The 16,474-nt window shown below is 56.7% G+C and carries 13 protein-coding genes; 5 read left to right on the top strand and 8 right to left on the bottom strand.

All coding sequences use genetic code 11. The features are described 5' to 3' along the window. Positions 1 to 85 precede the first annotated feature (85 nt). Together panS and BM373_RS17705 are read left to right on the top strand one after the other, a co-directional pair. Positions 86 to 1,027 carry a ketopantoate/pantoate/pantothenate transporter PanS gene (gene panS, locus BM373_RS17710; protein ID WP_090464393.1) on the top strand — a complete coding sequence of 314 codons (942 nt, stop codon included), beginning with the start codon at positions 86 to 88 and terminating at the stop codon, positions 1,025 to 1,027. Positions 1,028 to 1,125: 98 nt separating this feature from the next. After that, positions 1,126 to 1,398, top strand: coding sequence for a YjbD family protein (locus BM373_RS17705; protein ID WP_090464390.1), 273 nt, complete (start codon positions 1,126 to 1,128; stop codon positions 1,396 to 1,398). Here BM373_RS17705 and rluF read toward each other — a convergent pair. After that, on the bottom strand, positions 1,395 to 2,264 hold the full coding sequence (gene rluF, locus BM373_RS17700; RefSeq protein WP_090464387.1) for a 23S rRNA pseudouridine(2604) synthase RluF: 870 nt from the start codon (positions 2,262 to 2,264) through the stop codon (positions 1,395 to 1,397). The genes BM373_RS17705 and rluF overlap by 4 nt on opposite strands. Before the next feature lie 166 nt (positions 2,265 to 2,430). Here rluF and BM373_RS17695 point away from each other — a divergent pair, with 166 nt between their 5' ends. Together BM373_RS17695 and BM373_RS17690 are read left to right on the top strand one after the other, a co-directional pair. Further along, on the top strand, positions 2,431 to 2,709 hold the full coding sequence (locus BM373_RS17695; protein ID WP_090464384.1) for a type II toxin-antitoxin system RelB/DinJ family antitoxin: 279 nt from the start codon (positions 2,431 to 2,433) through the stop codon (positions 2,707 to 2,709). Then, positions 2,690 to 2,995, top strand: a complete 306-nt coding sequence (locus BM373_RS17690) for a type II toxin-antitoxin system YafQ family toxin (RefSeq protein WP_090464381.1) — start codon at positions 2,690 to 2,692, stop codon at positions 2,993 to 2,995. The genes BM373_RS17695 and BM373_RS17690 overlap by 20 nt, the downstream gene beginning before the upstream one ends. Before the next feature lie 52 nt (positions 2,996 to 3,047). Here the strand turns inward: BM373_RS17690 and BM373_RS17685 are convergent, their stop codons facing one another. Continuing rightward, positions 3,048 to 4,679 carry a Na/Pi cotransporter family protein gene (locus BM373_RS17685; protein ID WP_090464378.1) on the bottom strand — a complete coding sequence of 544 codons (1,632 nt, stop codon included), beginning with the start codon at positions 4,677 to 4,679 and terminating at the stop codon, positions 3,048 to 3,050. Between the two features lie 269 nt (positions 4,680 to 4,948). Continuing rightward, entirely contained in the window at positions 4,949 to 8,632 is a 3,684-nt protein-coding gene (gene metH / locus BM373_RS17680; RefSeq protein ID WP_090464375.1) for a methionine synthase, read from the bottom strand. A 193-nt stretch (positions 8,633 to 8,825) separates the two neighbouring features. Between metH and iclR the strand changes: the two genes are divergently transcribed. Beyond that, positions 8,826 to 9,656, top strand: coding sequence for a glyoxylate bypass operon transcriptional repressor IclR (iclR, locus tag BM373_RS17675; RefSeq protein WP_143102679.1), 831 nt, complete (start codon positions 8,826 to 8,828; stop codon positions 9,654 to 9,656). Between the two features lie 80 nt (positions 9,657 to 9,736). On the opposite strand, the gene aceK is transcribed toward iclR, so the two are convergent. The 5 genes from aceK to BM373_RS17650 all read right to left on the bottom strand — a co-directional run bounded on the left by aceK (position 9,737) and on the right by BM373_RS17650 (position 16,309). Then, the gene (gene aceK / locus BM373_RS17670) at positions 9,737 to 11,497 is read right to left on the bottom strand and encodes a bifunctional isocitrate dehydrogenase kinase/phosphatase (RefSeq protein WP_090464369.1); all 1,761 of its coding nucleotides are present in this window, start codon (positions 11,495 to 11,497) and stop codon (positions 9,737 to 9,739) included. 125 nt (positions 11,498 to 11,622) lie between these two features. After that, on the bottom strand, positions 11,623 to 12,927 hold the full coding sequence (gene aceA, locus BM373_RS17665) for an isocitrate lyase (protein ID WP_090464366.1): 1,305 nt from the start codon (positions 12,925 to 12,927) through the stop codon (positions 11,623 to 11,625). A gap of 30 nt (positions 12,928 to 12,957) precedes the next feature. Further along, complete coding sequence (gene aceB, locus BM373_RS17660) at positions 12,958 to 14,559, bottom strand: malate synthase A (protein ID WP_090464363.1); 1,602 nt, start codon at positions 14,557 to 14,559, stop codon at positions 12,958 to 12,960. 244 nt (positions 14,560 to 14,803) lie between these two features. After that, on the bottom strand, positions 14,804 to 15,733 hold the full coding sequence (gene metA / locus BM373_RS17655; protein ID WP_090464360.1) for a homoserine O-acetyltransferase MetA: 930 nt from the start codon (positions 15,731 to 15,733) through the stop codon (positions 14,804 to 14,806). Between the two features lie 120 nt (positions 15,734 to 15,853). Continuing rightward, the gene (locus BM373_RS17650; protein WP_090464357.1) at positions 15,854 to 16,309 is read right to left on the bottom strand and encodes a DUF4385 domain-containing protein; all 456 of its coding nucleotides are present in this window, start codon (positions 16,307 to 16,309) and stop codon (positions 15,854 to 15,856) included. Positions 16,310 to 16,474: the final 165 nt, after the last annotated feature.

Below are 16,474 nucleotides of genomic sequence, written 5' to 3'. Positions count from 1 at the left end.
CAAACGATAAACAATACCTATAGCCGGGCTCGAACCCGGCTTTTTTTATAACGAAACAACACACAACGTTTGCAAGGAATTAACTATGTTAGCCATCTTCACGCGGCTGTTCCCGCTCTGGGCGCTGCTGCTCTCTGTTATTGCCTATTACACCCCTTCGACCTTTACCCCGCTCGGCCCGTGGGTCAGCACGCTGCTGATGCTGATCATGTTCGGCATGGGCGTCCACCTGAGAATCGACGATTTTAAGCGCGTGCTTTCCCGGCCTGCGCCGGTCGCTGCGGGGATTTTCCTGCACTATCTGGTGATGCCGCTCGCCGCGTGGCTGCTGGCGATGGCGTTTAATATGCCACCGGATCTCTCCGCTGGCATGGTGCTGGTCGGTAGCGTCGCCAGCGGAACGGCGTCGAACGTGATGATCTATCTGGCGAAGGGTGATGTGGCGCTGTCGGTAACGATTTCATCTGTTTCGACGCTGGTAGGCGTGGTGGCCACACCGCTGCTGACGCGCCTGTACGTTGATGCGCACATTCAGGTGGATGTGATGGGGATGCTGTTAAGCATTCTGCAAATCGTGGTGATCCCGATTGGCCTTGGCCTGATTGTGCATCATCTGTTCCCGCGCGTGGTAAAAGCGGTTGAATCTTACCTGCCCGCATTCTCGATGATTTGTATTCTGGCAATTATCAGCGCCGTGGTCGCGGGCTCTGCCGCTCATATTGCCTCGGTTGGCCTGATGGTGATTGTCGCGGTGATATTGCACAACGCTATCGGTCTGCTCGGCGGCTACTGGGGCGGACGGCTGTTCGGCTTCGACGAATCCACCTGCCGCACGCTGGCGATTGAAGTGGGAATGCAGAACTCCGGTCTTGCCGCCGCGCTGGGTAAAATCTACTTCTCCCCGCTGGCCGCCCTCCCCGGCGCGCTGTTCTCGGTCTGGCATAATCTTTCCGGCTCGCTGCTGGCAGGCTACTGGTCCGGTAAGCCCGTTGAGAAGCAAAAGCGTGAGACGGTGAAAGAGCAGTAAGAAAAAGGCCGGGTGGCTCACGCTTACCCGGCCTGCGCTCTATCAGCCCGCCCGGTAATCCCGTACACTGGGCCATCTGGCAGACTGAGGGCACCCGTATGGCACTTCCCCGCATTACCCAAAAAGAGATGACCGAGCGTGAACAGCGCGAACTGAAGACGCTGCTCGACCGCGCCCGCATCGCTCATGGTCGCCTGCTGACCAACGCGGAAACAAACAGCGTGAAAAAAGAGTACATCGACAAGCTGATGGAATTGCGTGAAGCAGAGGCAAAAAAAGCCCGCCAGTTGAAGAAAAAGCAGGCTTATAAACCGGACACGGAAGCGTCGTTTTCCTGGTCGGCGAGCACGCCGACACGCGGCAGACGTTAACGCCCTTTCTTCTTGCGTCCCGGCGAAGTAAAACGTTTACCGTTTGACGCCGGACGCGCTTTCTCGCTGCTCTTGCCGGGTGAGACGACCGGACGTTTCACTGCCGCCGTTTTCGGTTTTGCCTTCGCTTTCGGCTTCGCTTCTGAGCTGGAATTCTCAATCAGTTTGAACAGGTCGATCAGCTCGTCATCGGTCAAATCGCGCCATTCGCCCAGCGGGATGCCGGTAAGACTGACGTTCATGATGCGCGTGCGCTCAAGTTTTGTGACTTCGAATCCAAAGTGTTCGCACATGCGGCGGATCTGGCGGTTTAGCCCCTGAATCAGGGTGATACGGAACGAGAACGGGGCTTCTTTCTTCACTTTACACTTCTTCGTGACCGTCCCCAGAATCGGCACGCCCGCGCCCATGCCGCGAATAAATTCGTCGGTAACGGGTTTGTTCACCGTCACCACATACTCTTTCTCGTGATCGTTCCCGGCGCGCAGGATTTTGTTCACCAGATCGCCGTGGTTGGTGAGGAAAATCAGCCCCTGTGAGTCTTTGTCCAGACGGCCAATCGGGAACACGCGCTTGCTGTGGTTCACGAAATCAACGATGTTGTCTTTTTCGCTGTCTTCGGTCGTGCTGACGATCCCCACCGGCTTATTCAGCGCGATGAAAACCAGATCTTCCGCCTCGCGCGGCTCAATCAACTGTCCGTTTACCTTCACCACATCGCCGGGCGACACCTGATCGCCAATCCCGGCGCGTTTGCCGTTAATAAAAACGTTTCCCTGTTCGATGTAGCGATCGGCTTCGCGGCGCGAGCAGATCCCGCTCTCGCTGATGTATTTGTTTAGTCGGGTTGATGAGTCTGGCAGCATAAATTCTCCTTTAAAGGCGAAATATACCTTACCTGCCGCGGGAGGAAAAACGGGTTTGTGGGTTGCGCCAGCTGTTTTGTGCGCGGGGATAGAAGAGAGAGAATTGGCTGCTTGAAAAAGTCATTTTTTGCACCCACAATGTACCCACAAATGAATGGAGAGTGACATGCAAACCAGTATCAAAATGCGTATTTCTGAAGAATTAAAAGATGAAGCGACTCAGATTCTGCGCGACTGTGGATTGACCGTCAGCAGCGCCGTTCGTCTTTTTCTTGAGCAGGTAGTAAGCCACCAGGGGATACCCTTTGAGGTCAAACGTCCCTCTGCAAAAATGAAAATCGCCTTGCAGGAAGCAACAGCGATTGAAGCAAAAGCCAGCCCCCGCTTTAACTCGGCGGAAGACATGTTCAAAGGACTGAATAGCGATGACGGAAAAGAGAAGTAAACAACCCCGCCGCGTTGAATATACTCGAACGTTCGAAAAATCCTGGAAGCGTTATAACAACGCAGGCAGGCATGATATGCATAAAGCCGCTGAAATTATGATGCTTATTTTCAGCGGCCGCCTGCTACCTGCCGAATATCTGGATCATGAATTGAAGGGCCCCGAATGGGCTGGTGCCAGGGAGCTACATATCGGTGGTGATTTTTTGCTGGTGTACCGGGTGGATGAAGCGCAAAACCTGGTTACGTTCATTGACATCGGTACCCATAGCGAACTTTTCGGGTAAGACTGTCTTAACCTGGCGGCCTGAATTCCACTCAAGAATTCAGGCACAGGGCTTAATACTCGTCCCGCTCGTCGTCTTCATCCGGCTGCGCCATCACGCTGTAGGCCACCGCGCAGAACAGCGAGTTGAGGCGTTTCATATCCCCCAGCAGGCCCAAATGCAGCGAACTGGTTTCGATGCTTTGCACGTTTTGTTGATGCAGCCGGTCAACGTGCGCATGGGAATAGCGGCGAGTGAGGATGCGGAAGCGATGCTTGTTACGTCGCAGACGGCGGGCGCTGGGGACGTCGCCTGAGAAGAAAACGGACATCGCCAGTTGCAGGTTGCTGAGCAGTTGATCGAGCAGACCGTCCAGTTCGTTAATCCCGGCAAGGGAGAAGGCGCGGCGGGCGGAGAGCGATTTATCGGCGATTTCACTGCCCATCCGCTCGACGATATCGGATGCCTGTTCGAGGTTCAGCGACATCTCAATGATCTCCGCCCAGCGGCGCGACTCCTCTTCCGCCAGTTCGTCTTTCGGCATCCGCGCCAGGTAGAGCTTAATGGCGGTGTAGAGCACGTTAATGTCATCGGCGGTTTTACGCAGTTCTTTCTCCTGGCGCGGTTCGCCGTGCATCACCTCTTTGAGATTAACCAGCATCAGCTCCATCGCATCGCCCATGCGCAGCGTTTCGCGGGCGGCGTTAGCCAGCGCCAGTGCAGGCGTGTCGAGGGCGGAGGTATCGAGATGTCTGGGCTTCAGGCGCGCGTCCAGTTCCGGTTCGTCGCGGATAATACGCTTACAAAAAGCCGCCATCGGTTCGGCAAAAGGCACCATCACCAGGCAGCGGATCAGGTTGTAGAAAACATGGAAATAGATAACCAGTTCGGACTCTTTAAGCGGCAGGCGATCCATCATCTCCGCGAGGATATGAATGAAAGGCAGAATGGCGAGACTGCCCACCAGCTTGAACAGCAGACTGCCCATCGCCACGCGACGCGCAGCGGCATTGGCCGCGCTGTTGTTAAGCACCGCCAGCAGGCCCGATCCCAGGTTTGCGCCGATCACCAGACAGAGCGCTACCGGGAAGGCAATGACTCCCGCCGCCGTCAGCGTCGCGGTCAGCAGCACGGCCGCCAGGCTGGAATAGGTGATGATGGCAAATACGGCCCCGATCAGCGCATCGAGCAGCAGGTCGCCGGTCAGTGAGGCAAAAATCACCTGTACGCCGCTGGCCTGGGTGATAGGCGTGACCGCCTGCACGATAAGCTCCAGCGCCAGCAGGATCAGTCCGAGACCAATCCCCACCCGCCCAAGTTGCCCGGCGCGCGTCTGTTTGCGGCCAAGGAAGAAGATGACGCCAATAAAAATCAGCAGCGGTGAAAGCCAGGAGAGATCGAAAGTCAGGATACGCGCCATCAGCGCGGTACCAACGTCGGCACCGAGGACGATCACTAACGCGGGTGCCAGGGCGACCAGATCCTGCGCCACGAACGAGGTCACCAGCATGGTGGTGGCGTTACTGCTTTGTACCAGCGCGGTGACGCCAATGCCCGCGCAGAAGGCGAGCGGTTTTTTTTCAACGCTACGGCTGAGCACCGTGCGCAGGCGCGCGCCAAAGACGCGCATGACCCCGGTGCGCACAATGTGTGTGCCCCAGACCAGTAATGCAACGGCAGAAAGCAGGTGTAAAAGCGTTAACACAGCGTGGTTGCCTCCTTGTTGTTATGGGGGATTTTCCCCTCGCCCCGGCCCTCTCCCTCAGGGAGAGGGGGAAAGGCGAGCCCGTGCTCAATATGTTCCCTCTCCCCGAGCCAGAGGGGAAAGGCGAGTCCGCACTCGATCTGTCCCCTCTCCCTGAGGGAGAGGGTTAGGGTGAGGGTTCCTTACCGCTAAGTATAAGGTCTGAAACGCAATAAAGAATCAGGGCACCCGAAGGTGCCCTGATAATTATTAAACAAATATGACAGGGATTAATCCGCGTCGTACCCCAGATTTGGCGCGAGCCAGCGTTCGACTTCGCTGACGCTCATGCCTTTTCGCAGGGCGTAATCCTCAATCTGGTCGCGCTGAAGCTGTGCCACGGCGAAGTATTTGCTGTCGGGATGGCTGAAGTACCAGCCCGATACCGAGGCACCGGGCCACATGGCGAACGACTCGGTGAGCTTCATGCCGGTGTGGGCCTCCACATCCAGTAGTTTCCAGATGGTGCCCTTCTCAGTGTGCTCCGGGCAGGCCGGGTAGCCGGGCGCGGGGCGAATTCCCTGATAATTCTCGCGGATCAGCTCTTCGTTGCTGAGATTCTCGTTCGGCGCGTAGCCCCAGTACACTTTACGCACGCGCTCGTGCAGGTATTCCGCAAAAGCCTCGGCGAGACGGTCGGCGATGGCTTTCACCATGATCTTGTTGTAATCATCGTGCTGCGCGTCGTAGGCCTCCGCCAGCGCGTCCTCTTCCAGACCACCGGTCACGGCGAACGCGCCGATGTAATCCTCTTTGCCGCTCAGTTTTGGCGCGACAAAATCCGCGAGGCAGTAGTTGGCAAAACCCACTTTCTCGGTTTGCTGACGCAGATGACGCGCCACCGTCAGCACCTGCGTGCGCGAGGCATCGCGATAAATTTCCACATCATCGCCCACGCGGTTTGCCGGGAACAGGCCCACCACGCCGCGCGGATTGAGCGCTTTTTTCTCGCTCAGCATGTCGAGCATGTCGTTGGCGTCTTTAAACAGCCGCTGCGCCTCCTCACCGACGATTTCATCTTCAAGAATGCGCGGATATTTGCCCGCCAGCGACCAGGTCATAAAGAACGGCGTCCAGTCGATGTAGTTACGCAGCGTCTCGATACTGGCCGTGACTTCCTGCACCCCGAGGCGGTGCGCCACAGGCGGGGTGTAGCTTTCCCAGTCAAACGCCAGATCGTTGTCACGCGCCGCCTGTAACGTCACCGGCGGCGTGCGCGGTTTTTTACGCGCGTGCTGAATGCGCACGGTTTCGTACTCTTTGCGGGTGCGGGCGACGAAATCATCATGCTGCGTGGCGGAAAGCAGCGACGACACCACGCCCACCGTGCGCGAGGCGTTTTGCACGTATACCGTTGGGCCGCTGTAGTTCTGCTCGATTTTCACCGCCGTGTGCGCTTTCGAGGTGGTCGCGCCGCCAATCAGCAGCGGAATGGTAAAGCCCTGGCGCTCCATCTCTTTGGCCACGTTGACCATTTCATCAAGCGATGGGGTGATCAGCCCGGAAAGGCCAATCAGATCGGCGTTTACTTCGCGCGCGGTTTTGAGGATTTTCTCCGTTGGCACCATCACGCCCAAATCGACAATTTCATAGTTGTTGCACTGCAACACCACGCCGACGATGTTTTTGCCGATGTCATGCACATCGCCTTTCACCGTGGCGATCACCATTTTGCCGTTGGTCTGCCCTTTCTCTTTGCTGGCTTCGATATACGGCTCAAGGTAGGCCACCGCCTGCTTCATCACGCGGGCGGATTTCACCACCTGCGGCAGGAACATTTTCCCTTCACCAAACAGATCGCCGACCACGTTCATGCCGTCCATCAGCGGACCTTCGATGACCTGAATCGGGCGCTCCGCCTGCTGGCGGGCTTCTTCGGTATCCAGTTCGATAAACTCGGTAATGCCTTTTACCAGTGAGTATTCGAGGCGTTTGCGCACGTCCCAGTTGCGCCATTCGGCAAGCTGAGCGTTGGCAGCGTCGTCGCTTTTGCTACCGCGATACTTTTCAGCCAGATCGAGCAGGCGCTCGGTGCCGTCGTCGCGGCGGTTGAGGATGACATCTTCCACCGCGTCACGCAGTTCGGCAGGCAGGTCGTCGTAAATCGCCAGTTGTCCGGCGTTGACGATGCCCATGTCCATGCCGTTGCGGATGGCGTAATAGAGGAACACGGCGTGGATCGCTTCACGCACCGGGTCGTTGCCACGGAACGAGAACGACACGTTCGACACGCCGCCGGAAATCATCGCGTGCGGCAGTTCGCGTTTAATGTCTTCACACGCGCCGATAAAGTCCTGCGCGTAGTTGTTGTGCTCATCAATGCCCGTCGCCACAGCGAAAATGTTCGGGTCAAAAATGATATCTTCCGGCGGGAAGCCGACCTCTTCGGTCAGGATTTTGTAGGCGCGGCGGCAGATCTCGATTTTACGCTCGCGGGTGTCGGCCTGACCCACTTCGTCAAAGGCCATCACCACCATGGCCGCACCGTAGCGGCGCACCAGTCTGGCGTGATGCGTGAACGCCTCAACGCCCTCTTTCATCGAGATGGAGTTAACGATGCCTTTGCCCTGAATGCACTTCAGGCCTTTTTCGATGACCTCCCATTTGGAGGAGTCGATCATGATCGGCACGCGGGCGATGTCCGGTTCCCCGGCAATCAGGTTGAGGAAACGCACCATCGCCGCTTCCGCGTCGAGCATCCCTTCATCCATGTTGATATCAATGATTTGCGCGCCGCTTTCCACCTGCTGCAACGCCACTTCCAGCGCTTCGTTGTATTTTTCTTCTTTGATCAGGCGTTTGAATTTGGCGGAACCGGTGACGTTAGTACGCTCGCCGACGTTCACAAACAGGCTGTCTGCGCCGATGTTCAGCGGCTCCAGCCCGGCAAGACGGCAGGCTACCGGCAGATCCGGTAAGGCACGTGGCGGCAGGCCTTCCACAGCGCGGCACATTGCCGCAATGTGTTCCGGCGTGGTGCCGCAGCAGCCACCGACGATATTTAAAAAGCCCGCCTGCGCCCATTCACCGATTTGCGCGGCCATGGTGTCGGCGTCAAGATCGTATTCGCCAAAGGCGTTCGGCAGCCCGGCGTTCGGGTGCGCGGTGACGTAGCATTCCGCGATGCGGGAGAGTTCCTGCACGTACTGGCGCAGTTCGTCCGGGCCGAGGGCGCAGTTCAGGCCGAAGGTCAGCGCGTCGGCGTGACGCAGCGAGTTGTAAAACGCTTCGGTGGTTTGCCCGGAGAGCGTACGCCCGGAGGCATCGGTGATGGTGCCGGAAATCATGATCGGCAGTTCAGTGCCCAGCGCGTCGAACTCCTCTTTCACCGCGAAAATCGCGGCTTTGGCGTTGAGGGTGTCGAACACGGTTTCGATCAGAATCAGATCGCTGCCGCCTTCCACCAGCGCGCGGGTCGATTCACGGTAGGCCGCCACCAGCTCATCAAAGGTGACGTTGCGGTAAGCCGGGTCGTTGACGTCCGGGGAAATCGACGCGGTGCGGTTGGTCGGGCCAAGCACGCCCGCCACATAGCGCGGTTTGTCCGGGGTGCGGGCGGTCCACTCGTCGGCGCAGGCGCGGGCCAGTTTTGCCGCAGCAAAGTTGATTTCCGCCGACAGGGATTCCATCTGGTAATCCGCCATCGCAATCGTCGTGGAGTTAAAGGTGTTGGTTTCAATGATGTCCGCACCCGCCTCAAAATAGGCGTTGTGGATCGCGGCGATCGTTTCAGGCTTGCTTAACACCAGCAGATCATTGTTACCTTTCAGATCGCAGGGCCAGTCGGCGAAGCGCTCGCCGCGAAAATCCTGCTCACTGAGGCGATAGCCCTGGATCATGGTGCCCATGCCCCCGTCCAGAACCAGAATGCGTTTTTTTAACTGCTGATGCAGTTGTTCAACTTTGCTACTCACGAGTGCTCCCACGACGCTCAACCAGGCCCACAAGGCCAGCGGTCCATACTGTCATAAACCGCACAGGTGGAAAAGAGAACAGCGCTGAACATGAGACATGTTCACTTCGACTCATCCGATCAGTCACGGGATGGTTGCATTATAATCAAATGAAACGAAAATGATTTCCACGATACAGAAAAAGGAGTCTGCCATGGTTGCCACCGTTCCCGCGAAACGCGGAAGAAAACCCGCGTCAACAAGCGCGGCAGCACAGCCCACCGGGCAGGTGCAGTCATTAACGCGCGGCCTGAAGCTACTGGAGTGGATCGCGGAATCCCACGGCAGCGTGGCGCTGACGGAACTGGCGCAACAGGCGGGCCTGCCGAATTCCACCACGCATCGTTTGCTGACCACCATGCAACAACTGGGGTTTGTCCGTCAGGTGGGCGAACTCGGGCACTGGGCCGTGGGCGCACATGCGTTTATGGTCGGCAGTAGCTTTTTACAGAGCCGCAATTTGCTGGCGATTGTGCACCCGATTCTGCGCAAACTGATGGAAGATTCCGGCGAGACGGTCAATCTGGCGGTGCTCGACCCGGCCGATCACCAGGCGATTATTATCGACCAGGTGCAGTGTACACAGTTGATGCGTATGTCCGCGCCGATTGGCGGCAAGCTGCCGATGCATGCGTCCGGCGCGGGGAAGGCGTTTTTGTCACAGCTTAGCGAGGAGCAGGTGACCGGCTTGCTGCATCGCCAGGGGCTGCATGTGTATACGCACGCGACGCTGGTGTCGCCGGTGCATCTGAAAGATGACCTCGCCCAGACGCGCAAGCGCGGTTATTCGTTTGATGATGAAGAACACGCGCTCGGCCTGCGCTGCGTGGCGGCCTGTATTTATGACGAGCACCGCACGCCTTTTGCGGCGATCTCCATTTCCGGGCCGATTTCGCGCATTACCGACGACCGCGTGACGGAGCTGGGTGCGCTGGTGATTAAAGCGGCGAAGGAAGTGACGCTGGCGTATGGCGGGGTACGCTGAACCGCATTCCCCCTCACCCCGGCCCTCTCCCGATGGGAGAGGGAGAAAAACAGCCCCCACTCATCCGCCTGGAGAGGGCATTAACTTTCCCTCTCCCCTGGGGAGAGGGTTAGGGTGAGGGGATCACGAACGCAGAAACGCTGACGGCGGCGGTAGGCGTAGACATCTTCCACATAGCCCTCTTTGATGCGTGTTTGTAGCGCGCGCCAGTAATCGGCGCGAAAGAGATCCGCGTGCATCTCCTCGAACAGTGGCCCGATGCGCGGATCGGCGCACAGCCAGTGGCGGAACTCTTCCGGGAAGACATCGCCGGGCGAGACGCTGTACCACGGCTCGGCGCTCAGTTCGTCCTCCGGGTAGCGCGCCTGCGGGATGTCGCGGAAATTCACCTCGGTCATGTAGCAAATCTCATCGTAATCGTAAAACACCACCCGCCCGTGGCGCGTGACGCCGAAATTTTTAAACAGCATGTCGCCGGGGAAGATATTGGCCGCGGCCAACTGGCGGATGGCGTTGCCGTATTCTTCAATGGCGTCGCGCAGTTGCGCACCTTCCACCTGCTCCAGCCAGAGATTAAGCGGCACCATCCGCCGCTCAATATAGAGATGGCTGATGGAGATTTGATCCCCCAGATCGGTGATCTTGCCGCTCGCCTCCTGCATTAACAGCGTCATCAGCGCCGGTTCGATGCGCTGTTTTTCCAGCACAAAGTTTTCAAATTCCTGGGTGTCGGCCATGCGCCCGACGCGATCGTGCTCTTTCACCAGTTGATAGCAGGCGCGCACGTGGGCGGCACTCATCTCTTTTTGCGGGGCGAAGCGATCTTTAATGACCTTAAATACCCGGTCGAAGCCCGGCAGTGTAAACACCAGCATCACCATGCCGCGAATGCCGGGCGCTTCAACAAACTGTTCGTCGCTGGCGCTAATGTAGTTGAGGTATTCACGGAAACTCTCGGTTTTGCCGTGCTTCTGACAGCCAATCGCCATATAGAGTTCGGCGGTGGTTTTACCCGGCAGGATTTCGCGCAGCCACTCCACCAGCGCGGCGGGGAACGGGGCGTACACCATAAAATAGGAGCGGGCGAAGCCGAAAACGATGCTGGCTTCGGCGCTGGTGGTCAGACAGGTATCAACAAACAGTTCGCCGTCATCGGTGCGGTGAATGGGTAATAAAAAGGGGACGGTGGCATCCGCCAGAATGAGTTTACCCACCAGCCAGGCGGCTTTATTACGGTAAAACAGCTCGTTGGCGACCTGTAAATGGGCGTGTCTGAGCGCCTCCTGGCCGAAGGTTTTCAGCAGGTGCTCAAGGATATAACGCACGTCGCGGCAAATATTTTGCCAGGGCAGGCGCAGCGGTAAATCGCCAAGCACCTGATGCAGCAACGTCTCCCATCCATTGCCGGCAAAAAAGTTTTTGGCCAGCGGACGGGAAAGGGTGCGGAAGCGGCGCTCAGGCTGAGAGCTGAAGACAAACAGTCGATCCGGCGTGAGCGAGCGATGATCGAACAGGCGGCAGTAAACTGAGTTGAAAAAACTTTCGGCGATTTCAAAACGCGGATAGTCGGGCAGCAACTGCATGTAATGCTCTTTGACGCGCAGAAGGAGATCGGCGTCGGGGCTGTGGTTATCGGTGATGCAGCGCAGTTGCTCGACGACCAGCCCGACGTGATGATCGTAAAGATGGATGCGGCTTTTCATCGCCTGCTGCACGGCGTGCCAGTCCGCCTGCTCAAAGCGTTGCTGGGCACCGGCGGTAATTTCCAGAAAACGCCCATACTGCGCGTCGAAGCCCTGCAGGATGGTTTGTGCGATTAACAGTTCCAGGTTACGCGTCATTGTGATCTCCTTTTCCCCTCACCCCGGCCCTCTCCCGTGGGGAGAGGGTGAAAAGCGCGTCCCCTCTTCCCGGAAAGGGAGCAATCTATTCCCTCTCCCTCAGGGAGAGGGTGAAAGGAGAAAACTCAGAACTGTTGTTCTTCCGTGGAACCCGTCAGCGCCGTCACTGACGAGACGCCGCCCTGAATAATCGTCGTCACTTTATCGAAGTACCCTGTCCCCACTTCCTGCTGGTGGGAGACAAAGGTGTAACCTTCTTTGGCGGCGGCGAATTCCGGCTGCTGGACTTTCTCCACGTAGTGACGCATCCCCTCGCCCTGAGCGTAGGCGTGGGCCAGGTCAAACATGTTGAACCACATGCTGTGAATACCCGCGAGCGTGATGAACTGGTATTTGTAGCCCATCTCCGACAACTGCTGCTGGAAGCTGGCGATGGTTTTATCATCGAGGTTTTTCTGCCAGTTAAACGACGGCGAGCAGTTGTAAGCCAGCAGTTTGCCGGGGTATTTCGCGTGAATGGCTTCGGCAAAACGACGCGCCAGTTCAAGGTCCGGGGTCGAAGTTTCGCACCACACCAGATCGGCATACGGCGCGTAAGCCAGGCCCCGGCTGATCGCCTGCTCGATGCCCGCGCGAGTCCGGTAGAAACCTTCGCTGGTGCGTTCGCCGGTAATAAATTCCCGATCGTATTCGTCACAGTCGGACGTGATGAGATCGGCGGCATCGGCATCGGTACGGGCGATTAACAGCGTCGGTACGCCCATGACATCGGCAGCCAGGCGCGCGGCGACCAGTTTCTGAATCGCTTCCTGCGTCGGCACCAGCACTTTGCCGCCCATGTGACCGCATTTTTTCACCGAGGCGAGCTGATCTTCAAAATGCACCGCTGCCGCGCCCGCTTCGATCATCGATTTCATCAGTTCGAATGCATTCAGCACCCCGCCAAACCCGGCTTCTGCATCGGCAACGATCGGCAGGAAGTAATCCACGTAGCGCGGATCGTTCGGCTCAATGCCCGCTGACCACTGGATCTGATCCGCGCGGCGGAAGGTGTTGTTGATCCGATCCACCACCGAGGGCACCGAATTCGCTGGATAGAGGGATTGATCCGGGTACATGCTCGACGCCAGGTTCGCGTCGGCGGCAACCTGCCAGCCGGAAAGATACACCGCTTCGATCCCCGCTTTCGCCTGCTGCAACGCCTGCCCGCCGGTCAGCGCGCCGAGGCTGTTGATGTAGCCTTTTTTCGCGTCGCCATGCAGCAGACGCCACAATTTGGCCGCGCCCAGTTGCGCCAGCGTGCATTCCGGGTTCACCGATCCGCGCAGTTTCACCACCTCTTCGGCACTGTACGGGCGGGTGATGCCTTCCCAGCGCGGGTTTGTCCATTCTTGTTGTAATTGTTCGATTTGTTGGGTACGGGTTTTCATGGCAGATGCTCCTTATTGTTATCGGGTGAGTTACGCAAGCAGGCGGTAGCCGGGCAGCGTCAGGAAATCGATCAGCTCGTCGGAGGTGGTAATTTGCTCCATCAAGCGTGCGGCATCGTCAAAACGACCGCTGCTAAAGCGGTGTTCGCCCAGCTCGTCCTGGATCACCCTCATTTCTTCGCCAAGCATCTGGCGGAACAGCGCTTTGGTGACCGGCGTGCCATCGCTCAGCGTCTTTTCGTGATGGATCCACTGCCAGATCGAGGTGCGCGAGATCTCCGCCGTCGCCGCATCTTCCATCAGGCCGTAAATCGGCACGCAGCCATTGCCGGAGATCCACGCTTCGATGTACTGCACCGCGACACGAATGTTCGCGCGCATCCCCTCTTCGGTACGCTCGCCATCACAGGGAGCCAGCAAGTGTTCTGCGGTGATAGGGGCGTCCTCTTCGCGGGTTACGGAGAGCTGGTTTTGCCTGTCGCCAAGGGCGGCGTTGAAAATATCCATGACCGTATCGCCCAGCCCTGGATGCGCAATCCAGGTGCCGTCGTGACCGTTCTTCGCTTCCAGCTCTTTGTCAGCTTTTACTTTGTTGAGCACCCAGTTATTGCGCTCGCTCTCTTTGCTTGGGATAAATGCCGCCATGCCGCCCATGGCAAATGCGCCCCGGCGATGACAGGTTTTAATCAGCAGGCGCGAGTAAGCGTTAAGAAAAGGTTTGTCCATCGTCACGACCTGGCGATCCGGCAGCACGCGGTCCGGGTAGTTTTTCAGCGTTTTGATGTAGCTGAAAATGTAATCCCAGCGGCCACAGTTGAGTCCGACGATGTGGTCGCGCAGCGCGTGGAGGATCTCGTCCATCTGGAAGACCGCAGGCAGGGTTTCAATCAGCAGCGTGGCTTTGATGGTGCCGCGTGGCAGGTTGAAGCGGTCTTCGGTGTAGCTGAATACCTCGCTCCACCAGGCGGCTTCCTGCCAGGCCTGTATTTTCGGCAGGTAAAAATAGGGGCCGCTGCCTTTGGCGAGCAGATTTTTGTGGTTATGGAAGAAGTAGAGCGCGAAGTCAAACAGGCTGCCGGGGATGGCCTCATTGCGCCAGGTGACGTGTTTTTCCGGCAAATGCAGGCCACGCACACGGCAAATCAGTACCGCCGGATCGGGTTTAAGCTGGTAGATTTTTCCGGCTTCATTGGTGTAGCTGATGGTACCGTTCACCGCGTCACGCAGGTTGATTTGCCCGTCGATGACTTTGTGCCAGTTGGGGGCCAGCGAATCCTCAAAATCCGCCATGAAAACTTTCACATTGGCGTTGAGGGCGTTAATCACCATTTTGCGCTCAACCGGGCCGGTGATTTCTACCCGACGATCCTGTAAGTCGCGCGGAATACCGCGGATTTGCCAGTTACCTTCACGAATGGAAGCGGTTTCCGAAATGAAATCCGGCAGCGTGCCGTTATCAATATCCTGCTGTTGCTGGATGCGGGCCGCCAGTAGTTTGTTGCGTTTTGGCGTAAAGCGCGCGACCAGCTCGCTGAGAAACTGAACGGCGTCTGGCGTCAGAATTTGCTTCTCCTGCTCGCCAAAGGGCTGGCTGAAGGCCAGTTCTTCGGTTGTCGTTGCCTGTTGCGTCATGCGTGGCTCCTCGTCGTTGATCAGAAAAAATCCCCCTATCGCGAACGAAAGCAGAATTGTGCAGTTTTCGTTCAGCACAATTAAGACTACTCAATAAAAAACTAAAATCAAAAACAATTTCCATTTTAAATTTAATATACATTTAACCTATTGATAACAGTGAGAATAAAGTTTGTACAAAGCATGAAGTGGTTTTCAGAAATAAAAAAAGCACCCGAAGGTGCTTTTATGAAGGCTGAAACGCTTAATCCAGTGTGGGATTCATATGGCGCAGATCGAACGGTGTGATCTGGTAAACGTAATAGTTGAGCCAGTTGGTAAACAACAGGTTGCCATGGCTGCGCCAGCTGGCGCGCGGCGTTTTCGCAGGATCATTGCCGGGGAAATAGTTGTACGGCACGTCCGGATCCAGTCCTGCCTCTACGTCACGAAAATACTCGCCTGCCAGCGTGTCGGCGTCGTACTCAGGATGGCCTGTCACAAAGGCAATGCGTTTGTCTTTGCTGGCAAAGAGATAGGCGTCGCCATCATCGGTTTCAGCGAGGATCTCTAAGTCGGTGTAATCGCGGATAAGGGCTGCCGGGAAATCAGCAAAGCGCGAGTGCGGGGCAAGAAAAGAGTCATCAAAACCGCGCGTCAACAGCGCATGTTCGTGAGTGATGTGGTGTTCATATACGCCGGAGAGCTTTTCTTTGCGGGTTTGCTTGGGGATGCCATACAGGATATTGAGCGCGGCCTGCACCGCCCAACAGACAAACAGCGTCGAGGTCACGTGATCTTTGGCCCACTCTAAAACCTGTTTGATCTGCGGCCAGTAGGCAACATCATTAAATTCTACCAGGCCCAGCGGCGCGCCGGTGACGATCAGGCCATCGAAGTTATCGTGACAGATCTCATCAAAGTTACAGTAGAAATTATTCAGGTGTTCAGCGGGCGTGTTGCGTGATTCACGCGCGTCGATACGCAGTAGCTGAATGTCTACCTGCAACGGCGAGTTGGAAAGCAGGCGCAGAAACTGGTTTTCCGTTTCGATTTTCTTGGGCATCAGGTTGAGGATCAGCACCTTCAGAGGGCGGATTTCCTGACCTGTTGCGCGCGATGTCGTCATGACAAAGACATTTTCATCGCGTAAGAAATTGACGGCTGGTAGCTCGTCCTGCACCCGAATCGGCATAACCTTATATCCTCACAGCATACGTTTAAACGTTTAGACATCCAGATAGCTGACAATAACCAGGAATGGGCTAAATGTCGAGCCTGCATGTGGTGTGTGAGAAAGTTTCAAGAAGTGCCGTCAGCCATACTTTTCCTGATGCGCTTTTTTACGTCGCAAATAATCGTCGTCGGCGCGTAATTTATCCCACCATTTTTTGAAGATAGCGGCAGCTTCGGCCTTAACGGGATCATTTTGTCGGGGAAGAACGTTTTTGTCGGGATCATATTTTCGCCCGCCTGGATGATTGGCGTACCGTCTGGCGCGTGTATAGCCCATCTGGATGAACTTACGGGCCATATCCATGCCGACAAAATCATCCTGCTGACGGTATTCTTCGAATTTATCGTAGATTTGTTGGGCTGAAACAGCGGCAATTTCAGGGTTTTTGAAGCGCCAGAGGGGAAGAATTTCGCTTTTATAGGGTTCGACAAGCAGGACGCCTTGCTCGCCGCGACCGACCTGATAAAGCTCAGGGTGCTGGCGAAAATCGAGGTTTTTAAAATCCTGCTGATAGTTGAAAGGCGGATTTGGCAAAGGTGACCTCATCGTTAAGGGCTGATGATGATCATTGTAGGCGGGATCGGGGGTGCGCGCTGCCCGCCGGCGTCTGACGCGCAGAAACGCAAAAAGGCCATCCTTCCGGATGGCCTCTTCACTTGATTGATGCCTGGCAGTTCCCTACTCTCGCATGGGGAGACC

It is taken from the genome of Enterobacter sp. kpr-6, assembly GCF_900116015.1.
In the GTDB taxonomy this organism is placed as follows: Bacteria; Pseudomonadota; Gammaproteobacteria; order Enterobacterales; family Enterobacteriaceae; genus Enterobacter_D.
Note: the sequence above shows the minus strand (reverse complement) of the source record. Positions and strands in the feature narration are given on the sequence as shown.

Coding starts and splice junctions, on each gene's coding strand:
- panS (WP_090464393.1), top strand. CDS start 86: ATGTTAGCCATCTTCACGCGGCTGTTCCCGCTCTGGGCGCTGCTGCTC.
- BM373_RS17705 (WP_090464390.1), top strand. CDS start 1,126: ATGGCACTTCCCCGCATTACCCAAAAAGAGATGACCGAGCGTGAACAG.
- rluF (WP_090464387.1), bottom strand. CDS start 2,264: ATGCTGCCAGACTCATCAACCCGACTAAACAAATACATCAGCGAGAGC.
- BM373_RS17695 (WP_090464384.1), top strand. CDS start 2,431: ATGCAAACCAGTATCAAAATGCGTATTTCTGAAGAATTAAAAGATGAA.
- BM373_RS17690 (WP_090464381.1), top strand. CDS start 2,690: ATGACGGAAAAGAGAAGTAAACAACCCCGCCGCGTTGAATATACTCGA.
- iclR (WP_143102679.1), top strand. CDS start 8,826: ATGGTTGCCACCGTTCCCGCGAAACGCGGAAGAAAACCCGCGTCAACA.
- aceK (WP_090464369.1), bottom strand. CDS start 11,497: ATGACGCGTAACCTGGAACTGTTAATCGCACAAACCATCCTGCAGGGC.
- aceA (WP_090464366.1), bottom strand. CDS start 12,927: ATGAAAACCCGTACCCAACAAATCGAACAATTACAACAAGAATGGACA.
- aceB (WP_090464363.1), bottom strand. CDS start 14,559: ATGACGCAACAGGCAACGACAACCGAAGAACTGGCCTTCAGCCAGCCC.
- metA (WP_090464360.1), bottom strand. CDS start 15,733: ATGCCGATTCGGGTGCAGGACGAGCTACCAGCCGTCAATTTCTTACGC.